Origin of the sequence: Heyndrickxia camelliae (assembly GCF_002844575.1) — a bacterium.
GTDB classification, from domain to species: domain Bacteria; phylum Bacillota; class Bacilli; order Bacillales; family Bacillaceae_C; genus Margalitia; species Margalitia camelliae.
In genome coordinates, this window is record NZ_PIQO01000002.1 from 180,722 (window position 1) to 200,829 (window position 20,108).

Sequence of the window (20,108 nt, forward strand, 5' to 3'; positions counted from 1 at the left end):
AAAAGAGATGCAAGTTACAAGTTTCGATTCAATCGAGTACTAATCAGATTAACTCTTTAAGCAAGCCCTACCTGATTTAATAAAACTTCGAAATCCTCTTGTGTTTTACATTGTGTAAACCCAATAAGCATGGTTTCATTTTGGAAAACATCCATTAATTTTTGCAGCATATTTATTTGGTCTTCTGCTTTTTTTAAAGCAAGCATAAATACCAAGGAAACTTCTACATCACTATCCTGATTACCCATTTGTTTAAACTTTACAGGTGTTTTTAAAGACGCAAATGCAATTTGCGGCACTTTTACTTTATCAGCATCTGTATGAGGAATCGCAATTCCATACGGAACGACGGAAAGACCTGTTGGGAAGACCTCTTCCCTATCCAAAATTCCTTTATAAAACGTTGGTTCTACAAGTTGAGCCTCATATAATTTGTCTGCCATTTTTTTTAATACTTCTTCCCGAGTACTCACTTCTAGATTAAAAAAGGTTATTTTTTTATTGAAAAACATTTTATTCCTCCTAGCTTGCTCCATTTATCATCAACCAAGCCTCGGACACATTCTGTGATTCTAGTATTCTTGAAATTCTTTCCTCATCTTCCGCAAGCTTTACTAGTTGAGAAAGTGCCTTCAAGTGCCGATTTTGATTATAAATTGCCAGCGGCGTGATAATAGATACCTTATGTCCGTTTTTAAAAGAGATAGGTTCCTTTAAAATTAACATAGCGAATGCATCTGCCATTACTCCTTTTTCAGGAGCAGCATGGGGAATGGCCATCCATTTTCCTAAAAAGCTGTAGAGGTGATGATGATCATTTTCTTCTATCAAAGTCTTTACATATGATGGTTTAACAATATTGCTTTCAATTAGCGGCTGACATGCAATACTAATTCCTTCCTGCCAGTCTTTTACTTTGTCTCGTAATTGAATAAATTCACTTGGCAAAAATTGTCTTAAATCATGATTTATATTTCTATTTAAATCCTTCCTCTCTCTCTTTTGGCTAACTCGAAACAACCTAGACAGAGAAGTTAATAAAGCAATCTCATCGGTTACAATAGCATGTTCTTTTATAGTTTCTATTACTTTATTGACATTGATGTTGTTAAAACTTTGTTTATCTATCTTATTGATAACCTGCTTTCTTAAAACTTCCTTTTCAGATGCAGTCATTAATGGGTTTACTAAATATACTGGTTTTTCTGTTTGAACAGGAATAGTACTAAACACAATATCATATTCTTGTCCGTAACTTTGAAATTGCCGTAAAGAAAGACTGTCCGCGATATAAAACTCTGGAAATAACTCGTTTAGAGTATGAATCATAATTTTCGAGATGGTTAGCCCATTCGTACACACTACCAATGCTCGTTTCTTTTTGTTCAATTGCTCCCCTTGTTTTATGAGTTGTCCCGCAATAAACATTGTAATGAAGGCAATTTCACTTGGAGGCAATTTCTCTCCTATTAATTCCTCAATAGGATGGATAGAGGCCTTCACCATTTCATTTAAATCTCGATACTCCTCTAATATTTTTTGAGGAAAGTGATTCTTTAGAGTCAAGTGATACTTGATTCTGTAATAAGCTGGGCGCATATGAACCATCAACTTTTCCACGATTTCTTCTTTGTCCGCAATGAAAATGCACGATTTTAATTCAAAATGATCAATTGCCTGTATGATTGCTGCTCGCAAATTTTTAATTCTTTCATCGGTTAAAAGATCTGCAGATCGTACATTGGACGTTAAAAGTTGAAGTGTTAACCAAATTCTTTCTGTAAAAGGCAAATCTTTATCTTCTTTTAGTAGCATCTCTGTTGCAGCATATTCTTCGGTATCTTCAAGTTCCTCCAGATGAATATTAAACTGAGCTTGCAAAAGCTTTCCTTGTTCAATTCTTTGGAAAATAAGTTCAAAAATATAAGGAAGACTTTCGTAGCTTTCGTCAGTTAAGTGAATATTCAGTAATTTTTCTATAGACCTTATTTTTTCTCTCATTACACTGATATCTAATTGCAATATTTTTTCGAAGTACTTATACCCCTTGTAAAAGTTCAATACTGATTTGACAACTTCCACTAATAGCCTCCGAATTTGCAATTCATCTCCTACGATATCGTAACCATCTTGGCGTGAATACACGATAGAGAGTGAATATTTGTTTACAAATCCCTCCGCTTCTTTAATATCCCTTATACCAGTATTTCTGCTTACATTTAATAGCTGAATAATATGAAAGAGAGAGACCGATTCTTTTTTGCCTAATAAATATAAAATAATTAAAATCGCTCTTTCTTTTTCCGTTGGTAAGTATTCCTCTACGGAATATGTCTCGCTTTCTCCATCAGAAAAATGCTCAAAAACCTTTTTATCGATAATAAAGTATCCATTTTTACTCTTCGTAATCGGACTAAGTTGATTGGTTACTAACCACTGATTCACTTTTTCTATTGAATAAGTAATTTGTCTTCTGCTTAGATGAAATTTATTTTCCAGTTCCTTATTTTTTATTTGAGGATTTCTAATCAATTCATGCAATAAATTGACACATCTATCATCAAGGAACATCCTTTAAACCTCCTTATAATTTGATTATAGTGGGTATTCCGAATATTTTGTAACCGTTTTCATCACAACTTTTTTCCTATAGCATTACGTACTTTTGTTCAAGATTGTACTGTATAATTTTTCCGTAATAGATTAGGAATTTATAAGCCTTAATAGTTGTTGAGGTTATAAAAATAGTGCTAGAACATTTTTGAGGTGCTCTAGCACTTGAAAGAATATCAATTATGGAAAGCTTTTTCTTTTTGGTTATTTTTCACCATCAACGCCGCCTCAAAAAATGCCTCCGAAACCGTTGGATGAGGATGAATCATTTTTGCTACTTCATCAACGGTGCCTTCTAAAAACATAAAGGCAGATGCTTCCGAAATTATTTCCGTTACATGCGGGCCAACCATGGTCACCCCGATGATTTCTCCATATTTTTCGTCATAGACAATTTTAGTGAACCCTTCTGTTTCACCTAGGGCTAATGCTTTTCCACTTCCTGAGAGGTCAAATTTTTCAGTACGAACGGTCAAGCCTATTTGAAGGGCCTCTGCTTCTGTCATGCCAACACTAGCGATTTCGGGTAACGTATAAATGCATCTTGGTACTACCTTGTAATCAATCAGGTCTGCTTTTCCAGAGGCATTGTTAGCTGCCACAATCCCTTCCGCACTAGCGACATGTGCAAGCTGGTACCCTCCGACAACGTCTCCTACCGCATATACATTTGGCAAATTTGTTTCCATTTTTTTGTTTACTTTAATGAAAGGTCCATTCATTTGTAGAGATTGATTTGCAACTGCAGATAGGTTCGGTCTTCGTCCAACACTAATCAGTAAGGATTCCGTTTCGACAGTGAGTTCCTTTCCCAACTTATCTGTGCAAACAATAGATTTTAGGTCTCCTGCTTTTTTTACCTTTTCTACCTTTGTGCTTACGAAGATTTGAACACCTTTTTTCTTTAAGACTTTTTCAAGAAGTTTAGATGCCTCTAAGTCCTCACCAGGTACTAATCTATCGGACATTTCGATGACCGTAACTTTTGATTTTAAACTAGCAAAGATGCAGGCAAATTCTACCCCTATTACTCCGCCTCCGATAATCGTAATCGATTCCGGAATATGCGGAAGTTCGAAAATCGTATCACTTGTATCAAAATGAACATCGTTTAATCCTGGAATAGGAGGAACGACTGGAGTGGATCCAGTTGCAATAATTATTTTTTCTGCATGAATAACTTCATCCTTTTCCTCTTGTAAAATTTTAATTTGGTTGTTGTCCTCCAACATTCCAAATCCTTCAAATACATCTACCTGTCCCTTTTTCATTAAAAAGGCAATCCCATTACGCAGTCGTTGAATTACATCATCTTTCCGTTTTTTCATCTTTTGCAATGAGAAGGTGAGAGTACCTGTTTCGATGCCCCAATTATTCGCTTTTTCGATGGATTCGATGATTTCTGCGTGTTTTAATAATGTCTTAGAAGGAATGCAGCCACGATTCAGGCATGTTCCTCCTAAAAAGTCGGATTCGATAATCGCTACCTTTTTACCGTTCTCGGCGGCTTGGAAGGCTGCAATATAGCCCCCAGGTCCTCCTCCGATTACTGCAATATCATATGTCTTGTTCATTTTGCCACCTCTTATTCAAGCAACTATAGTTAACAACTAGCAAACTTTAACTCGTTCGATTACCGGGGATCACAAAAAGAATAAATTACTGTTTCTTCTATACTAGTAATTCAAATGGATTCTCCAGTACATGTTTGAGCTCAGTTAAAAATGCTGCAGCAGGTGCACCGTCAATGACCCGATGATCAAAGGATAGACTGACCGTCATCATTGGGCGAATCTCGATAGATTGATTAATAACTACCGGTTTATCTTGGATTCTGCCCACACCAAGAATCGCTGTTTCTGGCAGGTTAATAATTGGTGTGAACGCATCAATTGCGTACATTCCTAAATTACTGATAGTGAAAGTCGAACCCTTCATCTGCTGAGGCTGTAATGTGGAATCGCGTGCCTGTTTGCCAATTTCTTTTGCTTCTCTTGTAATGGCTGCAAGTCCTTTTGTATTCACATTTTTTAGGACAGGAACTAGTAATCCATCGTCGACTGCTACAGCCAAGCCAATATTAATCTCTTCGTTATAAACGATTTCATCACTAATCAAGGATGCATTTACAGAAGCATGTCTGGAAAGAACAACTCCTACTGCTTTCACGATCACTTCTGTAAAAGATAAACGGTAGCCTGTTTGTTTTTCGATGATTGGCAACAACTGTGCCCGGAGTTCTTTCACCTTGGACATATCAATTTCGCTTGTTAGGGTAACATGTGGAGCAGTGTTAACACTTTGCTGCATGCGTTCCCCAATTACTCTGCGCATACCGGAAAGTCTTTTGCGTTTCACAGGTGCTGACGTATCCTGTCTATGGCTCGTAATTGCTTGAGCTACATCTTCCTTTACAATTTTTCCATTCACACCTGATCCTTGAAGCGAAGCGATATCCACCTGATTGGAATCGGCTATTTTCTTAGCTAGCGGTGTAATTTTTACTTCATTCTCGTGATGTAAAAGGAATTGCAAGACATCTCTTTCTTGAATTCTGCCATTTGGTCCGCTTCCGGATACAAGAGCAAGTTCCATCTGATTTTCTCTTGCCACCCGTCTTGCAGCAGGCGTAGCCCGGACTTTCTCAGTAGAAGAATAAACGTGTTCATTTGTATCTGTCTCTATTGACGTTTCTTGTTGGACAGCACTGACCGATTCCTGCGAATCACCTGATGAGATTCCCGGAGATTCATTGGGAACTTGTTCATTTTTTTCCCCAATATAACCGATAATTTGGTTCACCGGAATTTCATCATCCACTTCAAAGTATTTTTTTAATAGAAAACCATCCTCATATGACTCTACTTCAATATTGATTTTATCTGTCATGATTTCAAAAAGCGGATCTCCCATTGAAACGGGATCTCCCTCTTCTTTAAACCATTGAAGGAGGGTTCCTACTTCCATCGTACTGCTAAGCTTCGGCATGAAGATTTCTTTTGCCATACTAGTCCCTCCCTTATTTAAACTGAACCGTTTCTTTGACTGCTGCTATAATATCTGCCACTTGAGGTACTGCTGCCTTTTCTAAGTTCGGATTATATGGAATTGGGATAGGCAGCCCGCCAAGGCGTTTGATTGGTGCATCCAAATAATCAAATGCTTCGCTTTCTGCAATAACACTGGCGATTTCACCGCCAAATCCGCCTCTCTTTACCGCTTCATGTACAACTATTACGCGTCCAGTCTTTTTCACAGATTCGATAATGGTTTCTTCATCAAGTGGGACAAGAGTTCGCGGATCAACTATCTCAATATCGATTCCCTCTTTTTCTAAAACCTCGGCCGCTTCTAAGGCTTTATGAACCATGATAGAAGTAGCAACAATCGTTACATCCTTCCCTTTTCTCTTAATATCAGCCTTTCCTAATGGAATCGAATATTGTTCTTCTGGTACATACCCTTTTGTTTTATATAGAAGCTTATGTTCGTAAAAGATTACCGGGTTATCATCATCCATAGCTGCTTTTAACAATCCTTTTGCATCATAAGCAGTAGAAGGTTGAACGACCTTTAATCCAGGAATATGAGCTACCCATGCTTCTAAGCTTTGGGAATGCTGAGCTGCAGCACCCGTTCCGGAACCTGCAGGAGTTCTAAGCACCATTGGAACCTTTCCTTTTCCCCCATACATATAACGTAGCTTCGCTGCTTGGTTTACTAGATTATCCATTGCAATCGTGATGAAATCAGAAAATTGAAGTTCCAGGATTGGTCTCATACCTGTTAGCGCTGCACCTACTGCTCCCCCGGCTATCGCTGCTTCGGAGATTGGTGTATTCCGTACGCGTTCGGGACCAAATTCTTCAATCATGCCGCGGGTTACACCAAATGCTCCTCCATAGACACCGATATCTTCTCCTAGAAGGAAAACATCCTCGTTCTTTCTCATTTCCTGGCTCATCGCTTCTCTTACTGATTCTAAATAGCTGATTTCTCTCATGACTTTTTCTCCTCCTTATGCATAAACGTCCTCTAATAACGAATCGATGGATGGTTCCGGGCTATTTTCTGCAAATTTCACAGCTTCTTCAATTTCTTGCTTTGCTTCTGCCTGAAGCTGAGAAGCTTTTTCTTCTGTCAGCAATCCCTCTTGAATTAATAACTCCTTATATTTCTTTATGGAGTCCTTTTTTCTCCACTCTTCTTCTTCTTCTCGAGTCCGATATTTCTTTGCATCGCTCTTTGAATGACCTTTCCAGCGGTATGTTTTCGCTTCTAGTAGAGTCGGACCGTTTCCCTGTCTTGCATTTTCAACTGCATCATATACAGTATTCATAATCTCTATCATATCGGTTCCATCTATGACCTTTCCCGGAATCCCATAGCCGCCAGCACGATCAGCTATGTTTTCGATGTTCGTCATTTCTTTTACTGACCCGCTCATGCCATATTGGTTATTTTCACAAAGGAATACAACAGGTAATTTCCAAATAGATGCTAGATTAATAGCTTCATGGAAGCTTCCTTCATTGCTTGCTCCATCTCCAAAGTAGCAAAGAACAACATACCCTTGGTTCTTCATTTTCGATGTAAGTGCAGCTCCAACAGCTAGCGGGATTCCTCCGCCAACAATTCCGTTCGCGCCGAGATTTCCCTTATCCACATCTGCTATGTGCATGGAGCCTCCTTTTCCTTTACAGTATCCTGTTTCTTTTCCAAATAGCTCAGCCATCATGCGGTTTACGTCTGCCCCTTTGGAAATACAATGACCATGCCCACGATGAGTACTTGTAATTTTATCTATTTCTTGAAGGGCCGCGATTGCACCTGCAGCTGTAGCTTCTTGGCCAACACATAAATGTGTAGTTCCATGAATCATCCCTTTTGCAAAAAATTGATCCACTTTTTCGTCAAAATAACGGATTAGCCACATTTCCTTATATAAGTTCACCAGCTTTTCGTTTGTAATATGGGGTGGTGTTTTTACTGTGCTTAACATCATGATACAGCCTCCTTCTTTACATTTGTTCTATATAGTTACATTTGTAAATATCGTAATACCATTTTATCCATTCGTCAAGAGATTGGTGCAAATTTTTTGATAATTACAAGAAAAGCGTAAGCGACTTGTTCATCGGCGTATGGGTTTCGGAGTCTCCGACGGAGATAAAGGAAACACAGTGAGGTATTTCACGAACTGATGTTGACTTATCGTCGGGAGGAGACGGAGAAATCCACTAGCCGATAGGCGCTGCAGCTAGACATTCAGAAAAGCGTAAGCGACTTGTTCATCGGCGTATGGGTTTCGGAGTCTCCGACGGAGATAAAGGAAACACAGTGAGGTATTTCACGAACTGATGTTGACTTATCGTCGGGAGGAGACGGAGAAATCCACTAGCCGATAGGCGCTGCAGCTAGACATTCAGAAAAGCGTAAGCGACTTGTTCATCGGCGTATGGGTTTCGGAGTCTCCGACGGAGATAAAGGAAACACAGTGAGGTATTTCACGAACTGATGTTGACTTATCGTCGGGAGGAGACGGAGAAATCCACTAGCCGATAGGCGCTGCAGCTAGACATTCAGAAAAGCGTAAGCGACTTGTTCATCGGCGTATGGGTTTCGGAGTCTCCGACGGAGATAAAGGAAACACAGTGAGGTATTTCACGAACTGATGTTGACTTATCGTCGGGAGGAGACGGAGAAATCCACTAGCCGATAGGCGCTGCAGCTAGACATTCAGAAAAGCGTAAGCGACTTGTTCATCGGCGTATGGGTTTCGGAGTCTCCGACGGAGATAAAGGAAACACAGTGAGGTATTTCACGAACTGATGTTGACTTATCGTCGGGAGGAGACGGAGAAATCCACTAGCCGATAGGCGCTGCAGCTAGACATTCAGAAAAGCGTAAGCGACTTGTTCATCGGCGTATGGGTTTCGGAGTCTCCGACGGAGATAATGGAAACACAGTGAGGTATTTCACGAACTGATGTTGACTTATCGTCGGGAGGAGACGGAGAAATCCACTAGCCGATAGGCAGCCAATTAGAAAGGCAGAAAGCGCCTTGGTCATTGGCGTACGGGATGAGTGAGATTATGGTGCAATTTTAAATGTATGTTTTACCCACAGGGAAGAACGTAGAAAACCGCTGCCAATAGGCGCCGCAGACAGAAACTAATATTTTTTCCTTCTTTTAATCCAAAATAAAAAGCTCCTAAAATCAGTTAATAGGACTCTATCTGATAAAAGGAGCATTGATACTGCTATGTTTATTTGATTGATATGATGGTTCCCTCTTTAATAGTTGGGAAACGGGATGGACTTGCAAAGACTGCCCCAGGAAGTACCTCACCCTCGTGCTCTTGAAAATAAATAGAAATATGCCCTAACTCTTTAAAGTTTTGGTTGGCAAGAGATCCAACTGCGGTTATGGTAAATGTTTCATCATCAAAAGTCAGAGTTCCTCCTACTTTTAATGGTTCTTCGCCAAGTTCGTTGAATGCATGAATTACCGAGATCTCTCTTAATTCTGCTGGGGCACTTGGTCCAAATAAAATCACTATTTTATCCTCTTGAAAGGATGGAACTAGTATACCAATTTCTTGTACGGTTGATTGTGTCATCGTTTTTACCTCCAAAGCATCACACGGAAAGGGCAGTGGAGATGGCATCTTATAATAGTTTTCTAACCCCTCCCGCAAATAGTTATCTCAATATTTGTTTACAATTTTACAAGTTGGCTATTATTAGAAATAGATGTTGGAAAAAGTTGATCTTGAAGCGCTCTTAATTTCCAAACAGTAGTAGATGTATCTAATTCAACATCATCCAATGTTAAAAATTGACCTAGCGAGATATCTCTCTTCGCAATAATATTGCCGCTGATTAATCCAATTGGAATATGTCCGTTACTCTTCATGTCAGCGTTTGTTTCAAGTACGCCTCGCACAGAATAGCCACCGATACCATCTACTTTTTCCCCAGCCTTGATATCACGCTTTGCTACTGCAACGGTTTCAGCTACTGGTGCTCCAAGCGGCTGTATGGAAGAATCATGTTGAAGTACTGCCTTTGCAATTGTAATAGGAGTTTCCAAGCTTGCTAGATGGTATGGGCGATAGAGTACATAATGCGGACCTTTACCGACCTTTAAATATCTAAGTTCGTCATCAACAGGAGCTAAGTCGCTTTTTACAATAACGAATACACCGGGTGCCAAACCTTTTACATATTCAACAACACCAAAGTTTTCTAGTACACCACCGTTTTCGATAAGGTTAAGCTTATCTGCTACCGTTTCAAGGTTTGCTTCTACCCCATGCATTCCTACTTTATCAGGTATTAGTCCTGTTGCATTGCTTAAGAGGTTCATCTCCGCCATCGTCTTAGTTCCGTCTTGGAAAGCAGCTAGCATATGTGCACTCATATGTTTTTGTTTGGCTTCAGCAGCACAGATATCAGGGTTAGAGGTAGGAATAAATGGATTGTTTTTCCCTTTCCCAGCTACTAGTACTTCCAGTCCCATCGTTTTAGCAAATTCGTATAATTCAAGAGTTGCGGCAGGCTCATCACCAGCAGAACCGGTGTAGACTAATCCGGCATTGGTGAAGAATTGATGCATAATGGATCCAATTGTTATATCTACCTCTACATTTAGTAAAACGATATGTTTTTTCGATCTTAATGCTTCAAGGGAAATATTCGCTCCAACCTCTGGCACTCCTGTTGCATCCACAATTACCTCTACATTTTGTGATTGAATCACTTTACGGTAGTCTGTTGTGACCACCATTACCTCTTTTCTAGCGGCCTGTGAGTTATAGAAATTTTGCGCTCTTTCTGCAGCTTCAAGATTCATATCACATATTCCAGTAACACACATTCCAGGAATTTTGGATATTTGCGCAATCATTCCAAACCCCATTTGCCCTGCACCTATAACACCCACCTTGATTGGGTTATTTTCTTTTTCACGTTGTAAAAGTTGTTGATAAATTGACATTTGCTAATCCTCCTCACCCATTTTTCTCTACAAAACAATTCGTTTATATAGGAAAAATTAATTTAGAAAAATAACAAATGATATGAAGAGTGGCAAAATTCATTTTAAATTATCATTTGTCACAACTTGTGTCATTTGTTAATATGCTTTCAGTTTAATCAATAATGAAAGGGCTGTCAACACAGAACTTTCTAAAAATTCAGCACTGAAAACATTTTAGTAATAAAGTACTAAGAAAAGCGCAAGCGACTTGCTCATCGGCGTATGGTTGAGTGAAATTAGCACCTCAAATTTCACCTGCGGAGTCTTCGACTGAGATAAAGGAAACACAGTGATGTAGTTCAGGAACTGATGTTGACTTATCGTAGGGAGAAGACGGAGAAATCCACTAGCCGATAGGCAGTGAAGCTAGACAAGAAAAGCCGCAAGTATTATCTTTGCAGCTTTTTCTTTCTATCCTACTAAAGCTTGACCAGTTACCTCGTCGGTTACTAATACATGTATAAGATTGCCTTCTAACGCTGCTTTAATGGCATTTACCTTTTCTAACCCCGAAGCCACTCCAATTACAAGCGGAATCTTTTTCAAAACATCTATTTCCATCGCAATCACCCGCTCATTCCATGAATTTGGAATGGATTTTCCAAACTTATCGATAAAGTTGTAACAAATATCTCCGACAATCCCTCCATCTTGCGTAATTTCTTGATGGCTGGATCCAAGATACGATTTCACCATAGTAGAATGCTCAGGGCTGCCTCCGATCCCTACCACGGCAATACTCGACTTCTCCGCTAGATCCAGTATTTTTCTTATGGAAGGCTGTCTTATTAAAACTTCTTTTGCTTCCTTGGAATCCACCATTACAGGAACATGAAGAAGCTTATAATTTGCTTGAAGAGCATCGCCAATTTTGGCTACTAAGGAATTAGCATGGATATCTACTCTTTCATCTCCAACCCCGCCAACAAGGGGAACGATTGTCACGGATGGATATGGCTGTGGGGAATTTAAAGACTTAGCGACTTCATGTAAGGTTGTGCCTGAGGAAATCCCAATAATTTGACCATCCTTCATCATTCTTAATAAATATTGCGCCGCAGCTTCTCCAAGCTGTTTTTTCGATGATTCCAACCCAACACTATCGATACAAACGACTTCCCGTAAACCATATAGTCTTTCAATCTTTCGCTCTAGTAGACGATATTGCGGATCATGTTCATCATGAATGGTAATCTCGACAATACCTAATTCCCTTGCTGTTGTTAAATATTTAGAAATTAGGGAACGGCTAACACCGATTTTATCTGCAATTTCTGACTGTGTAGCACCTTCTTCATAATACATTTGGGCTACCTTAATTAGGATTCTTCTATTCTCTTGTAGAGCCATATTTCTTATCCTTTCTTTAAAACAAATGAAATCGATTATAAAGATGAATAAACTATGCATATAAGCAGCGAGATAGAACTAGCTGATATGCATAGCCTGAAGTTTTAAAACATGCCGAAGCTGGCGAAATAAGCAATAATAACCGATAATACTCCCGTAATGAGACGACTATATAAAATCGCTGGTACACCATATTGGACTGTTTCCGGCTTTGCCTCTCCTAATGATAAACCAACTGGGATAAAATCACACCCTACTTGACCATTGATTGCGAATAAAGCCGGCAATGCAAACTGCGGTGGTATATGACCTAATGCAATTTGGCTACCAATTAATACTCCAATTACCTGTGCAATTACAGCCCCTGGGCCAAGCACTGGAGATAGGAATGGTAAAGTACATATGATAACGATAATTAATAATCCCCAAAGTGATCCGGCAAGCGGTGATAATGAATGCGCGATTAAATTCCCGATACCGGTATAATTAATAATTCCGATTAGTAAACTGACAAACGCCATGAACGGAATGATATTTTTAATTAGCATGTCAACCGAATCACGTCCGGCTTGATAAAAAGTTCCCGTAACCTTTCCAATTCCTCTGGAGAACTTTGTTAAGAAGTTATCACTCGTATTTTGATTTTCCTTTTTGAGTTGATTATATTCCTTTTTAAATGCCTCTTTATCCTTTACATTAAATTTCGATTCTGTTGCTTCTTGTGCTCCTGCTGCTTCGGTATACCCTTCTGCAAGGGATACCTGCTTTTCCGTAACTCCGGAAACGAAGATATCTTCTGTTATATGCTTAGCAAGCGGTCCAGATGGAGATGATGCAAGAATATCAATAGTAGGAATTCGTTTCATAGGGTATAGACCGATTCTTGCTGTACCGCCACAATCGATTACAACACACATCATTTCATCTTCTGGTACCGAATTTTTGAAGCCATCAATGGCTTCTCCACCTGTTAATTCTGCTATTTTTCCTGCAACCGGATGAATGCCTCCACCTGTTATCGAAACAACCTTTGTTTTTTTCCCTTTTGGTTCAATATGAAGACCTACTCCCCATCCACCTGGTCCTTTCGATACGAATACAGCTTGATAGCTCATTCATATTCCCCTCCTTATTCTGACTTTGCTTCCATTCTTTTTGCTATATATTTTGTGATTAATTCCGTAATAATTCCGCGTAATAGTATGACGACAATACCTACAATAAAATAACGTACTGCCAATTCAGACATCGAATAGCCTGCTTGCTTAATACCATTAGCAATCCCAAGGTACACAAACAATTCTCCTGCGTTTGCATATGGGAAGAAGGATGTAACCGGATGAACAAAGGACACAGCCGAATCATAGAAAGCGGGTTTTTGTTTTTCCGGTAAAAAGCGACCAAATGTATATGCCATTGGATTTGTTAAGATTAATACAGAAAGTATTGGCATTAAAGTATACCTTAGCAACATGTATTTCGAGGCAAATTGAATTGCTCGATTTACTCTTTCTTCACCAATAAATTTCATCACTGCATAGGTAAAGGTTAAAAGTACAACCAATGTTGGAATAATTCCTGTTACCAGACCCATAAACTGCTTCCCGCCAGCATCAAACATTCCGATAAAGTGCTCTCCCAACCATTTAATCCAATCCATTCTCCATACCCCTTTCTAAGAACCTATTGATATATTTTGTTTTGAAATATTGATAATTGCATTTTCCCCTGCCTTTAAAAGTGCTTTGCCAAAAGCCGGAATCTTGTTCCCTTTTTTCTTTACAGCAAAATTCTCGTTCACATCATTCAATATGGATCCAACATGCTGTCCTTTATACTGTTCCATTTCTTTAAACTTTGATAAGATGGTGATTCCTTTTAACATGTGGCACTCATGTACAATATAATCTTTATCTACTACAAGAACAGCAATTGCGCCTGGACGGAACTTGTTCCGCTCCATGCCAGAAAACATGTAAAATCCATCATCCCCTTTGTAACCGCCTACAATTCTATCAATGCTTCTCCGATAATATCTAATTTGAATAAGTGAGAACGCATATTGCGCAACTAGTATCGCACAAGCAATAATAGCAATTTTCATGACGACCACCTCCTCTTTTTTCACCAGTAATTTTAAGCGCTTTCATTTTCTGGATATATTAATCTGCCACGTACTAGGTGTAACATATGTTACAATTTGTGGAATTTTTCTGTTGATTTTAACATATGTCATTCCTTGTTACATATGTTATAAAGATAGAATAATTGAATTCATGTGGGCTGTCAATAATCATTTTAAATTTTTTGAAAACTCATTTCCATCTATGGTGCCTGGCACCGCTCGTGGACAAATCACTAGGTTGTACACCTGAAGTGGACAGACTGGTGAAATAAAGAAAAAGAGGATCCAGCATTATATTACTGATCCTCTTTTTAATGAAGTTGGTTCATTTAGATTTAATAAAAGCAGAATATCATACAGCTGTATAATGATCTTTCGAATTCAACCCTTCATTTCCACTCCCTTTCACCTTATCTATCTTATCAATAAACAGTTGAAAAACTTTCTTTTTTTCCTCCAGATCCTTGATAACCTCTTTTAGTTGGTTGAATTTCTGTTCGAAAGGGGTTAGATATAATTCACGGATATTTCGGAGAATATCACCATTAACAGTCGATTGAAGAACTTGCTTTGTAATGCTGAATTTGTAGGAATACACTTGAAGCTCTTGTTTTACTTCTTCGTATTCCAAATCAATTTTCAGTAAAAGCTCTCCTATTTCTTCTTTCCACTCATCTAAGGATTTCTTAACATGTTCGTCCATTATGGTACTCCCCTCTTCTTTATAGACTTATGTATAAAATAGTTACCTTTCATTTTATCAATGGAAGTTTTCAATCTGATTTCGATAGATTTACATGCTGATGTTTGTTTGATGAAAAAAGATAACAGACATTGCAGGACATTTTCCTAACCTTTCTACTTCCTCATTGCTTTTCTACAATAAAAAAACGGCTGATTGTTGCTGCTATCAGCCGTAAATCTCAACTACCATTTTAATTATGGATCTCCCTACTAACAGCATATTCTACCAACTCATCCACATTCAAAAACGTGTCGGCAAATCCCAACTGCTTTCCAACTTGCGTAACAAATGGCTGGTCTAGATATGCTCCTTTCAACATTTCCACTTTGGAAAAAACACTCCGAGTATCTCCATCCATCAATACTCTACCACGGTTAAAAACAATCGTTCTCTCAAATACCTCTGCCACAAAATCCATATCGTGTAAAATGGATATTACTAGCTTCCCATTATGATGAAGTCTTCGCATAATTTCCTTCAGTTTTTCCTTTCCTTCATAATCCTGCCCCATAGTTGGTTCATCAAAAATAATGATATTGGTTTGCATCGCGAGCACGGAGGCAACTGTAATCATTTTTCTTTGCGAGAGGCTTAGATCATAAGGATTACGATCGACTTCTCCGGATAGCCCAACTAACTCTAGTGCCTCTATAGCATACTCCTTCGACTCTTTCTCAGAATATCCAATATTTAATGGCCCAAACATTACTTCATCGATGACCTTGCTCTTAAAGATTTGGTCGTTTGGATTTTGAAAAACAAGTCCGATATATTTCGCTAGTTTAGCAGCTGTTAACTCTTTCGTATTTATATTGTTGATAAAAATATCCCCTGAACTAGGCGTTAAAAGTCCCTTAAGTAATTTTACAAATGTCGTTTTCCCTGCTCCGTTTTGACCGATAATAGCGGTTGTCTGTTCGGTAAACTCCAGATTCAACCCTTGTAAAATCATTTGGTTATCACCATAGGAAAAAGACAAATCCTGAACCCTAATTAAGTTCATTTTTTACTACCTCCGTTTCGAAATCGTTTCTTTCGAAAGTGTAAGTTCTTTTTTCGGAACCTGTTCTAATGTAACAGGGTACAAATCAGTATTTGCATCTCTGATATTTAACACCCTGCAGATTTTTGTAAAAATAGGAGGAGATACACCAAAATCTAAAATATCTTCACGAGAAAATACCTTCTGAGGTGTGTCAAAATCAATTAGCCTTCCATTATGTAAAAGCATAACTCTATCAGAATACTGAGCTATTTTTTCTATTTTGTGTTCTGCCATGATGATGGTGATTCCTTCTTTTGTTAACTTTTCCACTACCTTAAAGACTTCCTCCGTCCCTTGTGGATCTAACTGTGATGTGGGCTCATCTAAAATCAGCACATCTGGACGCATCGCAATAACACTTGCAATGGCTAGTCGCTGCATTTGTCCGCCAGAGAGACTAAAAGGATTTTTATCCTTTATATGTTCAATATCTAACAATAGTAAACTCTCATTAATCCGAGTAATCATTTCTTCTCTATCTAAACCCATATTCTCAAGCCCAAATGCAATTTCCTCTGCAACTGTATACTTTGATCCAGTCATCTGGGAAAAAGGATTTTCAAATACTAATCCGGCTTTTAGAGAAATATCGCTAATGTCTGACTTTAGAATCTCCAGATCATCAACATATACTTGGCCACCATATGCTCCTTTAAAGAAATGAGGAACTAATCCTGTTAATGCATAGCATAATGTTGATTTTCCAGCTGTATTTTTCCCTACTATCCCAATAAATTCTCCCTTTTTTATATCAAATGTAAGATCATCGAGAGCCAATTTATCTGTATGAGGATATTTATATTTCAATCCTTCCACACGAATGATATTCATTTCCATACCCTCCATACGATTGCTAATATCAGTACTAATATTAATCCGAATTTTATAGCTATCCTATATGGATAATTTCTAGATGGGTTGTAAAAGGTTTTTACCCCTTTCGCATTAAACCCCCGAATTTCTAGGGCAATCGCTCTTTCTCTAGTATCGTTTAAAGAATTTAGAACAACCGGTCCAATTAATGGGAAGAGGGCCTTCATTCTAATCCATACATTTCCTTGCGTTTCCATCCCTCTGGAGCGCTGTGCATCCGTTATTTTACCCATAGTGGCCCTCATCTGTGGAACAATTTGCAGAACAGAAAGAAAAATATATCCCAATTTTGGTGACATCCCCTTTTTAATAAGAGTCTCTATGAGTTCATCTGGCTTTGTTGTCAAGATAAGAACCCCGAATGCACATAGCATATTGATAACTCTTAGTGTCAGCAATAAAGCATAGGAAATTCCCTCTTTATAAAAGACGATGCCCCCCAACGTGAATAACGGTGTTTTGCTTTCAGGATGAAACAATCCCTGAACAATAATAATAGAAAGAATTAATATTAAACTCACACCGATAATCGGTAAAATATGACGGAAAACCTTACCGATTATCAATAAAAGGATACTAATAACAACTGATCCTAAAACGACAGAAATAGTTGGAACAATATAAGAAATAGCAATAGAAATCACAACAAATAATAATTTTGATATAGGATCGATTTTATGAATCAATGAATTTTTTTCTACATATAGTGTCATAGATTGCAATTATATCCCCTCCTTGACACAGTGCGTTTATCCCCAATTTATGTATAGATTTAATGCTAATAAAAGAAAGCAGGAATTAAAGATGATGTAACCTATCAGTCTCATCCTGCTTTTATTTGGCTTATAAAGATTCAATCTTATTTTGATTGTCGTATACGTTTGTTAAATTTCTTGGAAGTCCTTTATAAATTAAAAAGCTGATAATAACGGTTACAATTTTATCTGGGCCATCCACCACAATACTGTCACAGAACGATGCAACCCATTGTGGCAAATGATTGGCGATTAGCGTCGCATAAAGTGCATCTCCCCATACATTACCGGTTTGACCACCCCAAAATATAATATTTAACGGAGTCGATACGATAGCTGCGAGGATACCTACTACAAGACCAATAACAAATGCCTTTCCAATATTAGCTATCCATCCTTTGTATGCCATAATTCCAACAACCAGACCAATTACACAACTTGTAATAGCGTAAACAAATGAAACTGGATCAGCAGTTAGACCATAAACGATATTGTTGACAATACCTGATATAGCTCCGATAATTGGCCCCGCCAACATACTGGATAATACAGTACCAATGGAATCGAGATATAATGGCAATTTCAATAACCCAGCAAATAATTTGCCTAAATAATTAATACCAATCGCCGCTGGAATAAGTACCAATGCAGCTGTAGAAAACTTGAACGACCACATGCTTTTCTTATTCATTACGCTTCCCCCTTTGTTTTATTTTTATGGAAAGAGACAATTGCCTCTAACGCAACAATAATTTGTTTCTTTTCCCCTTCAAACGTGATGCTATCGCCATCAACAAATTGATTGATACCTGCTTCCAACCCACCGGCACAAGGTACGACAACATTTAAAATGGAGGCGGTTTGCATTCCTCTTAATCTACCTATAACAAACAGACTCGAGGTTTCCATATCAGAGCCAATAACTCCACGTTTTGACCAATACTCATAGATTTCTTCTTCCTTATCGGTATAAAAACTATCGTGACTGCGAATTACCCCCATGTGATGCGGGTGTTTTTCCCGTTCTGCTGCATGCTTAATATGATGAACGAGCTCTATATCAGCAAATGCTGGATAGCCTTTTTCAATATAGCTATCAGATGTGCCTTCATTTCTGACAGCACCCGTTGCAATAATTAAATCACCTAGCTTTACCTCAGGTTGCAACGATCCACTGCTTCCTATGCGAATTAAACATTTAACCCCGACTCTTTTCAGTTCTTCAATGGCAATTCCCATAGAAGGGCTACCGATACCTGTAGATAGAATTAGTACCTTAATCCCCTTATAGTATCCTATTACACTCTTATACTCCCGATTATAGGTAATTTCCTGCACATCATTTAAAAAATTTTTTACCCTATCGACTCTTTTTGGATCTCCTGGAAGTAATGCATAATCAACATCCACTTCACTAGACAATTGAATATGGGGCTGTCTATCTAATGTCATAATGGTTCCTCCTACTCTAACATGCTTTTATTCTTCTCATCGATTAAGAAATTAAGGTTTGTGATTGAAATGGAGTCATGTCTAATTTTAATCAGGCCCTTCTCTTTCCATTCCTGCAATATCCTATTAATACTGCGAGAAGTAACTGCTAATTGATCACTAATTTGTGTTTTATCCACTTTTACAATAAATTCATTCGATTCCTCGTTAAGCGCTTTCATATGATCTAAAAAATAATTGCATAAGCGGTATTTTAATGAATACAAACTGTCCATACCTGCCTTTTTAGAAAGGTTATACAGATATTTGGCAAGCGTTCTATTAAAATAATGACTCATATGAGAATCCACCCGTAACCACTCGCAAAATTCATTCATATGTAATCCGATTAGCTTAAGATTATTGATGGCTTCCACATAACAAGCAGATGGAGCATGATCAAATATTTCTAATTCCCCAATAAAATCACCATCTTTATACACTGCCTGAGAATACTTCTTTCCGTTTTCCGACATCATATAAATATTTACCGTCCCCTGTACAATGATAAAAAAGTAATCAAATCTTTCCCCCTGGCGAAGAATCATCTCTCCACTGTGATAGTTGAAGATGGACCATTTCTTTAATATTTGATAGGGACAGTTTTTTAATATTTCATAGACATGGGAATTATTTTCGATGATATCGATAATCTTTTGAATACTCATTGAAAATTACCTCGATTCTATTTTAAGTTAGGGAAGATTTTAAATTCTAGGACATTTGTCTTCATTATCTTATATGGCTGAAAAAAATGCCCCTAATTTCACCCAATAATTCACTTTAAAATATTCATTCATTCAATAAAATCATGGCTTTAGAACATTTTATCTTTGTAGTGAGGATTATTGTCCTTTACATTAGATGGAAAGAAACCCATACAAAATAATGCGAGACATTAAAGGAAGTAAAATTATAGTTTCTATCAAAAAATCATAGGAGAAATTTTAAACGAGTGGCTAAATGCTACCGTGCTGCATATTACTGCCATTGTAACTTCTGCTATTAGATCTGTTAATACTTCTGATGAAAACCAATTTGGTGATGACAAAGTGCGATTATAACTG

General features: G+C 38.0%; 19 protein-coding genes. All 19 read right to left on the bottom strand.

Annotation, left to right across the window (positions count from 1 at the left end; translation table 11 throughout):
* Positions 1-56: 56 nt before the first annotated feature.
* Positions 57-512 (bottom strand): PTS sugar transporter subunit IIA, encoded by a 456-nt coding sequence (locus CWO92_RS04215; protein WP_158176459.1) that lies wholly within the window; start codon positions 510-512, stop codon positions 57-59.
* Positions 513-522: 10 nt separating this feature from the next.
* The gene (locus CWO92_RS04220) at positions 523-2,571 is read right to left on the bottom strand and encodes a BglG family transcription antiterminator (protein ID WP_101352949.1); all 2,049 of its coding nucleotides are present in this window, start codon (positions 2,569-2,571) and stop codon (positions 523-525) included.
* Positions 2,572-2,789: 218 nt separating this feature from the next.
* Entirely contained in the window at positions 2,790-4,187 is a 1,398-nt protein-coding gene (lpdA, locus tag CWO92_RS04225) for a dihydrolipoyl dehydrogenase (RefSeq protein WP_101352950.1), read from the bottom strand.
* Between the two features lie 97 nt (positions 4,188-4,284).
* Positions 4,285-5,619 (bottom strand): dihydrolipoamide acetyltransferase family protein, encoded by a 1,335-nt coding sequence (locus CWO92_RS04230; protein WP_101352951.1) that lies wholly within the window; start codon positions 5,617-5,619, stop codon positions 4,285-4,287.
* A gap of 13 nt (positions 5,620-5,632) precedes the next feature.
* Positions 5,633-6,616, bottom strand: coding sequence for an alpha-ketoacid dehydrogenase subunit beta (locus CWO92_RS04235; protein ID WP_101352952.1), 984 nt, complete (start codon positions 6,614-6,616; stop codon positions 5,633-5,635).
* A 15-nt stretch (positions 6,617-6,631) separates the two neighbouring features.
* Entirely contained in the window at positions 6,632-7,615 is a 984-nt protein-coding gene (gene pdhA, locus CWO92_RS04240) for a pyruvate dehydrogenase (acetyl-transferring) E1 component subunit alpha (protein WP_101353118.1), read from the bottom strand.
* A gap of 1,267 nt (positions 7,616-8,882) precedes the next feature.
* Positions 8,883-9,236, bottom strand: coding sequence for a PTS glucitol/sorbitol transporter subunit IIA (locus tag CWO92_RS04245; RefSeq protein WP_101352953.1), 354 nt, complete (start codon positions 9,234-9,236; stop codon positions 8,883-8,885).
* A 98-nt stretch (positions 9,237-9,334) separates the two neighbouring features.
* Complete coding sequence (locus tag CWO92_RS04250) at positions 9,335-10,615, bottom strand: NAD(P)H-dependent oxidoreductase (RefSeq protein ID WP_101352954.1); 1,281 nt, start codon at positions 10,613-10,615, stop codon at positions 9,335-9,337.
* Between the two features lie 453 nt (positions 10,616-11,068).
* On the bottom strand, positions 11,069-12,007 hold the full coding sequence (locus tag CWO92_RS04255; protein ID WP_101352955.1) for a sugar-binding transcriptional regulator: 939 nt from the start codon (positions 12,005-12,007) through the stop codon (positions 11,069-11,071).
* 104 nt (positions 12,008-12,111) lie between these two features.
* Positions 12,112-13,122, bottom strand: a complete 1,011-nt coding sequence (gene srlE, locus CWO92_RS04260) for a PTS glucitol/sorbitol transporter subunit IIB (protein WP_101352956.1) — start codon at positions 13,120-13,122, stop codon at positions 12,112-12,114.
* A 14-nt stretch (positions 13,123-13,136) separates the two neighbouring features.
* Positions 13,137-13,667: a PTS glucitol/sorbitol transporter subunit IIC gene (srlA, locus tag CWO92_RS04265; RefSeq protein ID WP_101352957.1), complete on the bottom strand. Its 531-nt coding sequence runs from the start codon at positions 13,665-13,667 to the stop codon at positions 13,137-13,139.
* A 15-nt stretch (positions 13,668-13,682) separates the two neighbouring features.
* Complete coding sequence (locus tag CWO92_RS04270) at positions 13,683-14,111, bottom strand: transcriptional regulator GutM (protein ID WP_101352958.1); 429 nt, start codon at positions 14,109-14,111, stop codon at positions 13,683-13,685.
* Between the two features lie 373 nt (positions 14,112-14,484).
* Positions 14,485-14,835: a hypothetical protein gene (locus CWO92_RS04275; protein WP_101352959.1), complete on the bottom strand. Its 351-nt coding sequence runs from the start codon at positions 14,833-14,835 to the stop codon at positions 14,485-14,487.
* Between the two features lie 232 nt (positions 14,836-15,067).
* Positions 15,068-15,880 (bottom strand): energy-coupling factor ABC transporter ATP-binding protein, encoded by an 813-nt coding sequence (locus CWO92_RS04280; RefSeq protein ID WP_101352960.1) that lies wholly within the window; start codon positions 15,878-15,880, stop codon positions 15,068-15,070.
* Positions 15,881-15,886: 6 nt separating this feature from the next.
* Positions 15,887-16,753 carry an energy-coupling factor ABC transporter ATP-binding protein gene (locus CWO92_RS04285; RefSeq protein ID WP_101352961.1) on the bottom strand — a complete coding sequence of 289 codons (867 nt, stop codon included), beginning with the start codon at positions 16,751-16,753 and terminating at the stop codon, positions 15,887-15,889.
* Complete coding sequence (locus tag CWO92_RS04290; RefSeq protein ID WP_233269987.1) at positions 16,750-17,508, bottom strand: energy-coupling factor transporter transmembrane component T family protein; 759 nt, start codon at positions 17,506-17,508, stop codon at positions 16,750-16,752. Before CWO92_RS04290 ends, CWO92_RS04285 begins: the two co-directional genes overlap by 4 nt.
* 130 nt (positions 17,509-17,638) lie before the next feature.
* Entirely contained in the window at positions 17,639-18,241 is a 603-nt protein-coding gene (locus CWO92_RS04295; protein ID WP_101352963.1) for an ECF transporter S component, read from the bottom strand.
* Positions 18,241-19,002 carry a nucleoside phosphorylase gene (locus tag CWO92_RS04300; RefSeq protein ID WP_101352964.1) on the bottom strand — a complete coding sequence of 254 codons (762 nt, stop codon included), beginning with the start codon at positions 19,000-19,002 and terminating at the stop codon, positions 18,241-18,243. The genes CWO92_RS04295 and CWO92_RS04300 overlap by 1 nt, the downstream gene beginning before the upstream one ends.
* An 11-nt stretch (positions 19,003-19,013) precedes the next feature.
* Positions 19,014-19,709: a Crp/Fnr family transcriptional regulator gene (locus tag CWO92_RS04305; protein ID WP_101352965.1), complete on the bottom strand. Its 696-nt coding sequence runs from the start codon at positions 19,707-19,709 to the stop codon at positions 19,014-19,016.
* Between the last annotated feature and the right edge of the window lie 399 nt (positions 19,710-20,108).

Bases quoted from the DNA above. Each gene is read 5' to 3' on its own strand.
- CWO92_RS04245 (WP_101352953.1), bottom strand. From the start codon at position 9,236: ATGACACAATCAACCGTACAAGAAATTGGTATACTAGTTCCATCCTTT.
- CWO92_RS04215 (WP_158176459.1), bottom strand. From the start codon at position 512: ATGTTTTTCAATAAAAAAATAACCTTTTTTAATCTAGAAGTGAGTACT.
- CWO92_RS04270 (WP_101352958.1), bottom strand. From the start codon at position 14,111: ATGAAAATTGCTATTATTGCTTGTGCGATACTAGTTGCGCAATATGCG.
- pdhA (WP_101353118.1), bottom strand. From the start codon at position 7,615: ATGTTAAGCACAGTAAAAACACCACCCCATATTACAAACGAAAAGCTG.
- CWO92_RS04280 (WP_101352960.1), bottom strand. From the start codon at position 15,880: ATGAACTTAATTAGGGTTCAGGATTTGTCTTTTTCCTATGGTGATAAC.
- CWO92_RS04255 (WP_101352955.1), bottom strand. From the start codon at position 12,007: ATGGCTCTACAAGAGAATAGAAGAATCCTAATTAAGGTAGCCCAAATG.
- CWO92_RS04235 (WP_101352952.1), bottom strand. From the start codon at position 6,616: ATGAGAGAAATCAGCTATTTAGAATCAGTAAGAGAAGCGATGAGCCAG.
- CWO92_RS04220 (WP_101352949.1), bottom strand. From the start codon at position 2,571: ATGTTCCTTGATGATAGATGTGTCAATTTATTGCATGAATTGATTAGA.
- CWO92_RS04285 (WP_101352961.1), bottom strand. From the start codon at position 16,753: ATGAATATCATTCGTGTGGAAGGATTGAAATATAAATATCCTCATACA.
- srlE (WP_101352956.1), bottom strand. From the start codon at position 13,122: ATGAGCTATCAAGCTGTATTCGTATCGAAAGGACCAGGTGGATGGGGA.
- CWO92_RS04300 (WP_101352964.1), bottom strand. From the start codon at position 19,002: ATGACATTAGATAGACAGCCCCATATTCAATTGTCTAGTGAAGTGGAT.
- lpdA (WP_101352950.1), bottom strand. From the start codon at position 4,187: ATGAACAAGACATATGATATTGCAGTAATCGGAGGAGGACCTGGGGGC.
- CWO92_RS04230 (WP_101352951.1), bottom strand. From the start codon at position 5,619: ATGGCAAAAGAAATCTTCATGCCGAAGCTTAGCAGTACGATGGAAGTA.
- CWO92_RS04295 (WP_101352963.1), bottom strand. From the start codon at position 18,241: ATGAATAAGAAAAGCATGTGGTCGTTCAAGTTTTCTACAGCTGCATTG.
- CWO92_RS04275 (WP_101352959.1), bottom strand. From the start codon at position 14,835: ATGGACGAACATGTTAAGAAATCCTTAGATGAGTGGAAAGAAGAAATA.
- srlA (WP_101352957.1), bottom strand. From the start codon at position 13,667: ATGGATTGGATTAAATGGTTGGGAGAGCACTTTATCGGAATGTTTGAT.
- CWO92_RS04250 (WP_101352954.1), bottom strand. From the start codon at position 10,615: ATGTCAATTTATCAACAACTTTTACAACGTGAAAAAGAAAATAACCCA.
- CWO92_RS04290 (WP_233269987.1), bottom strand. From the start codon at position 17,508: ATGACACTATATGTAGAAAAAAATTCATTGATTCATAAAATCGATCCT.
- CWO92_RS04305 (WP_101352965.1), bottom strand. From the start codon at position 19,709: ATGAGTATTCAAAAGATTATCGATATCATCGAAAATAATTCCCATGTC.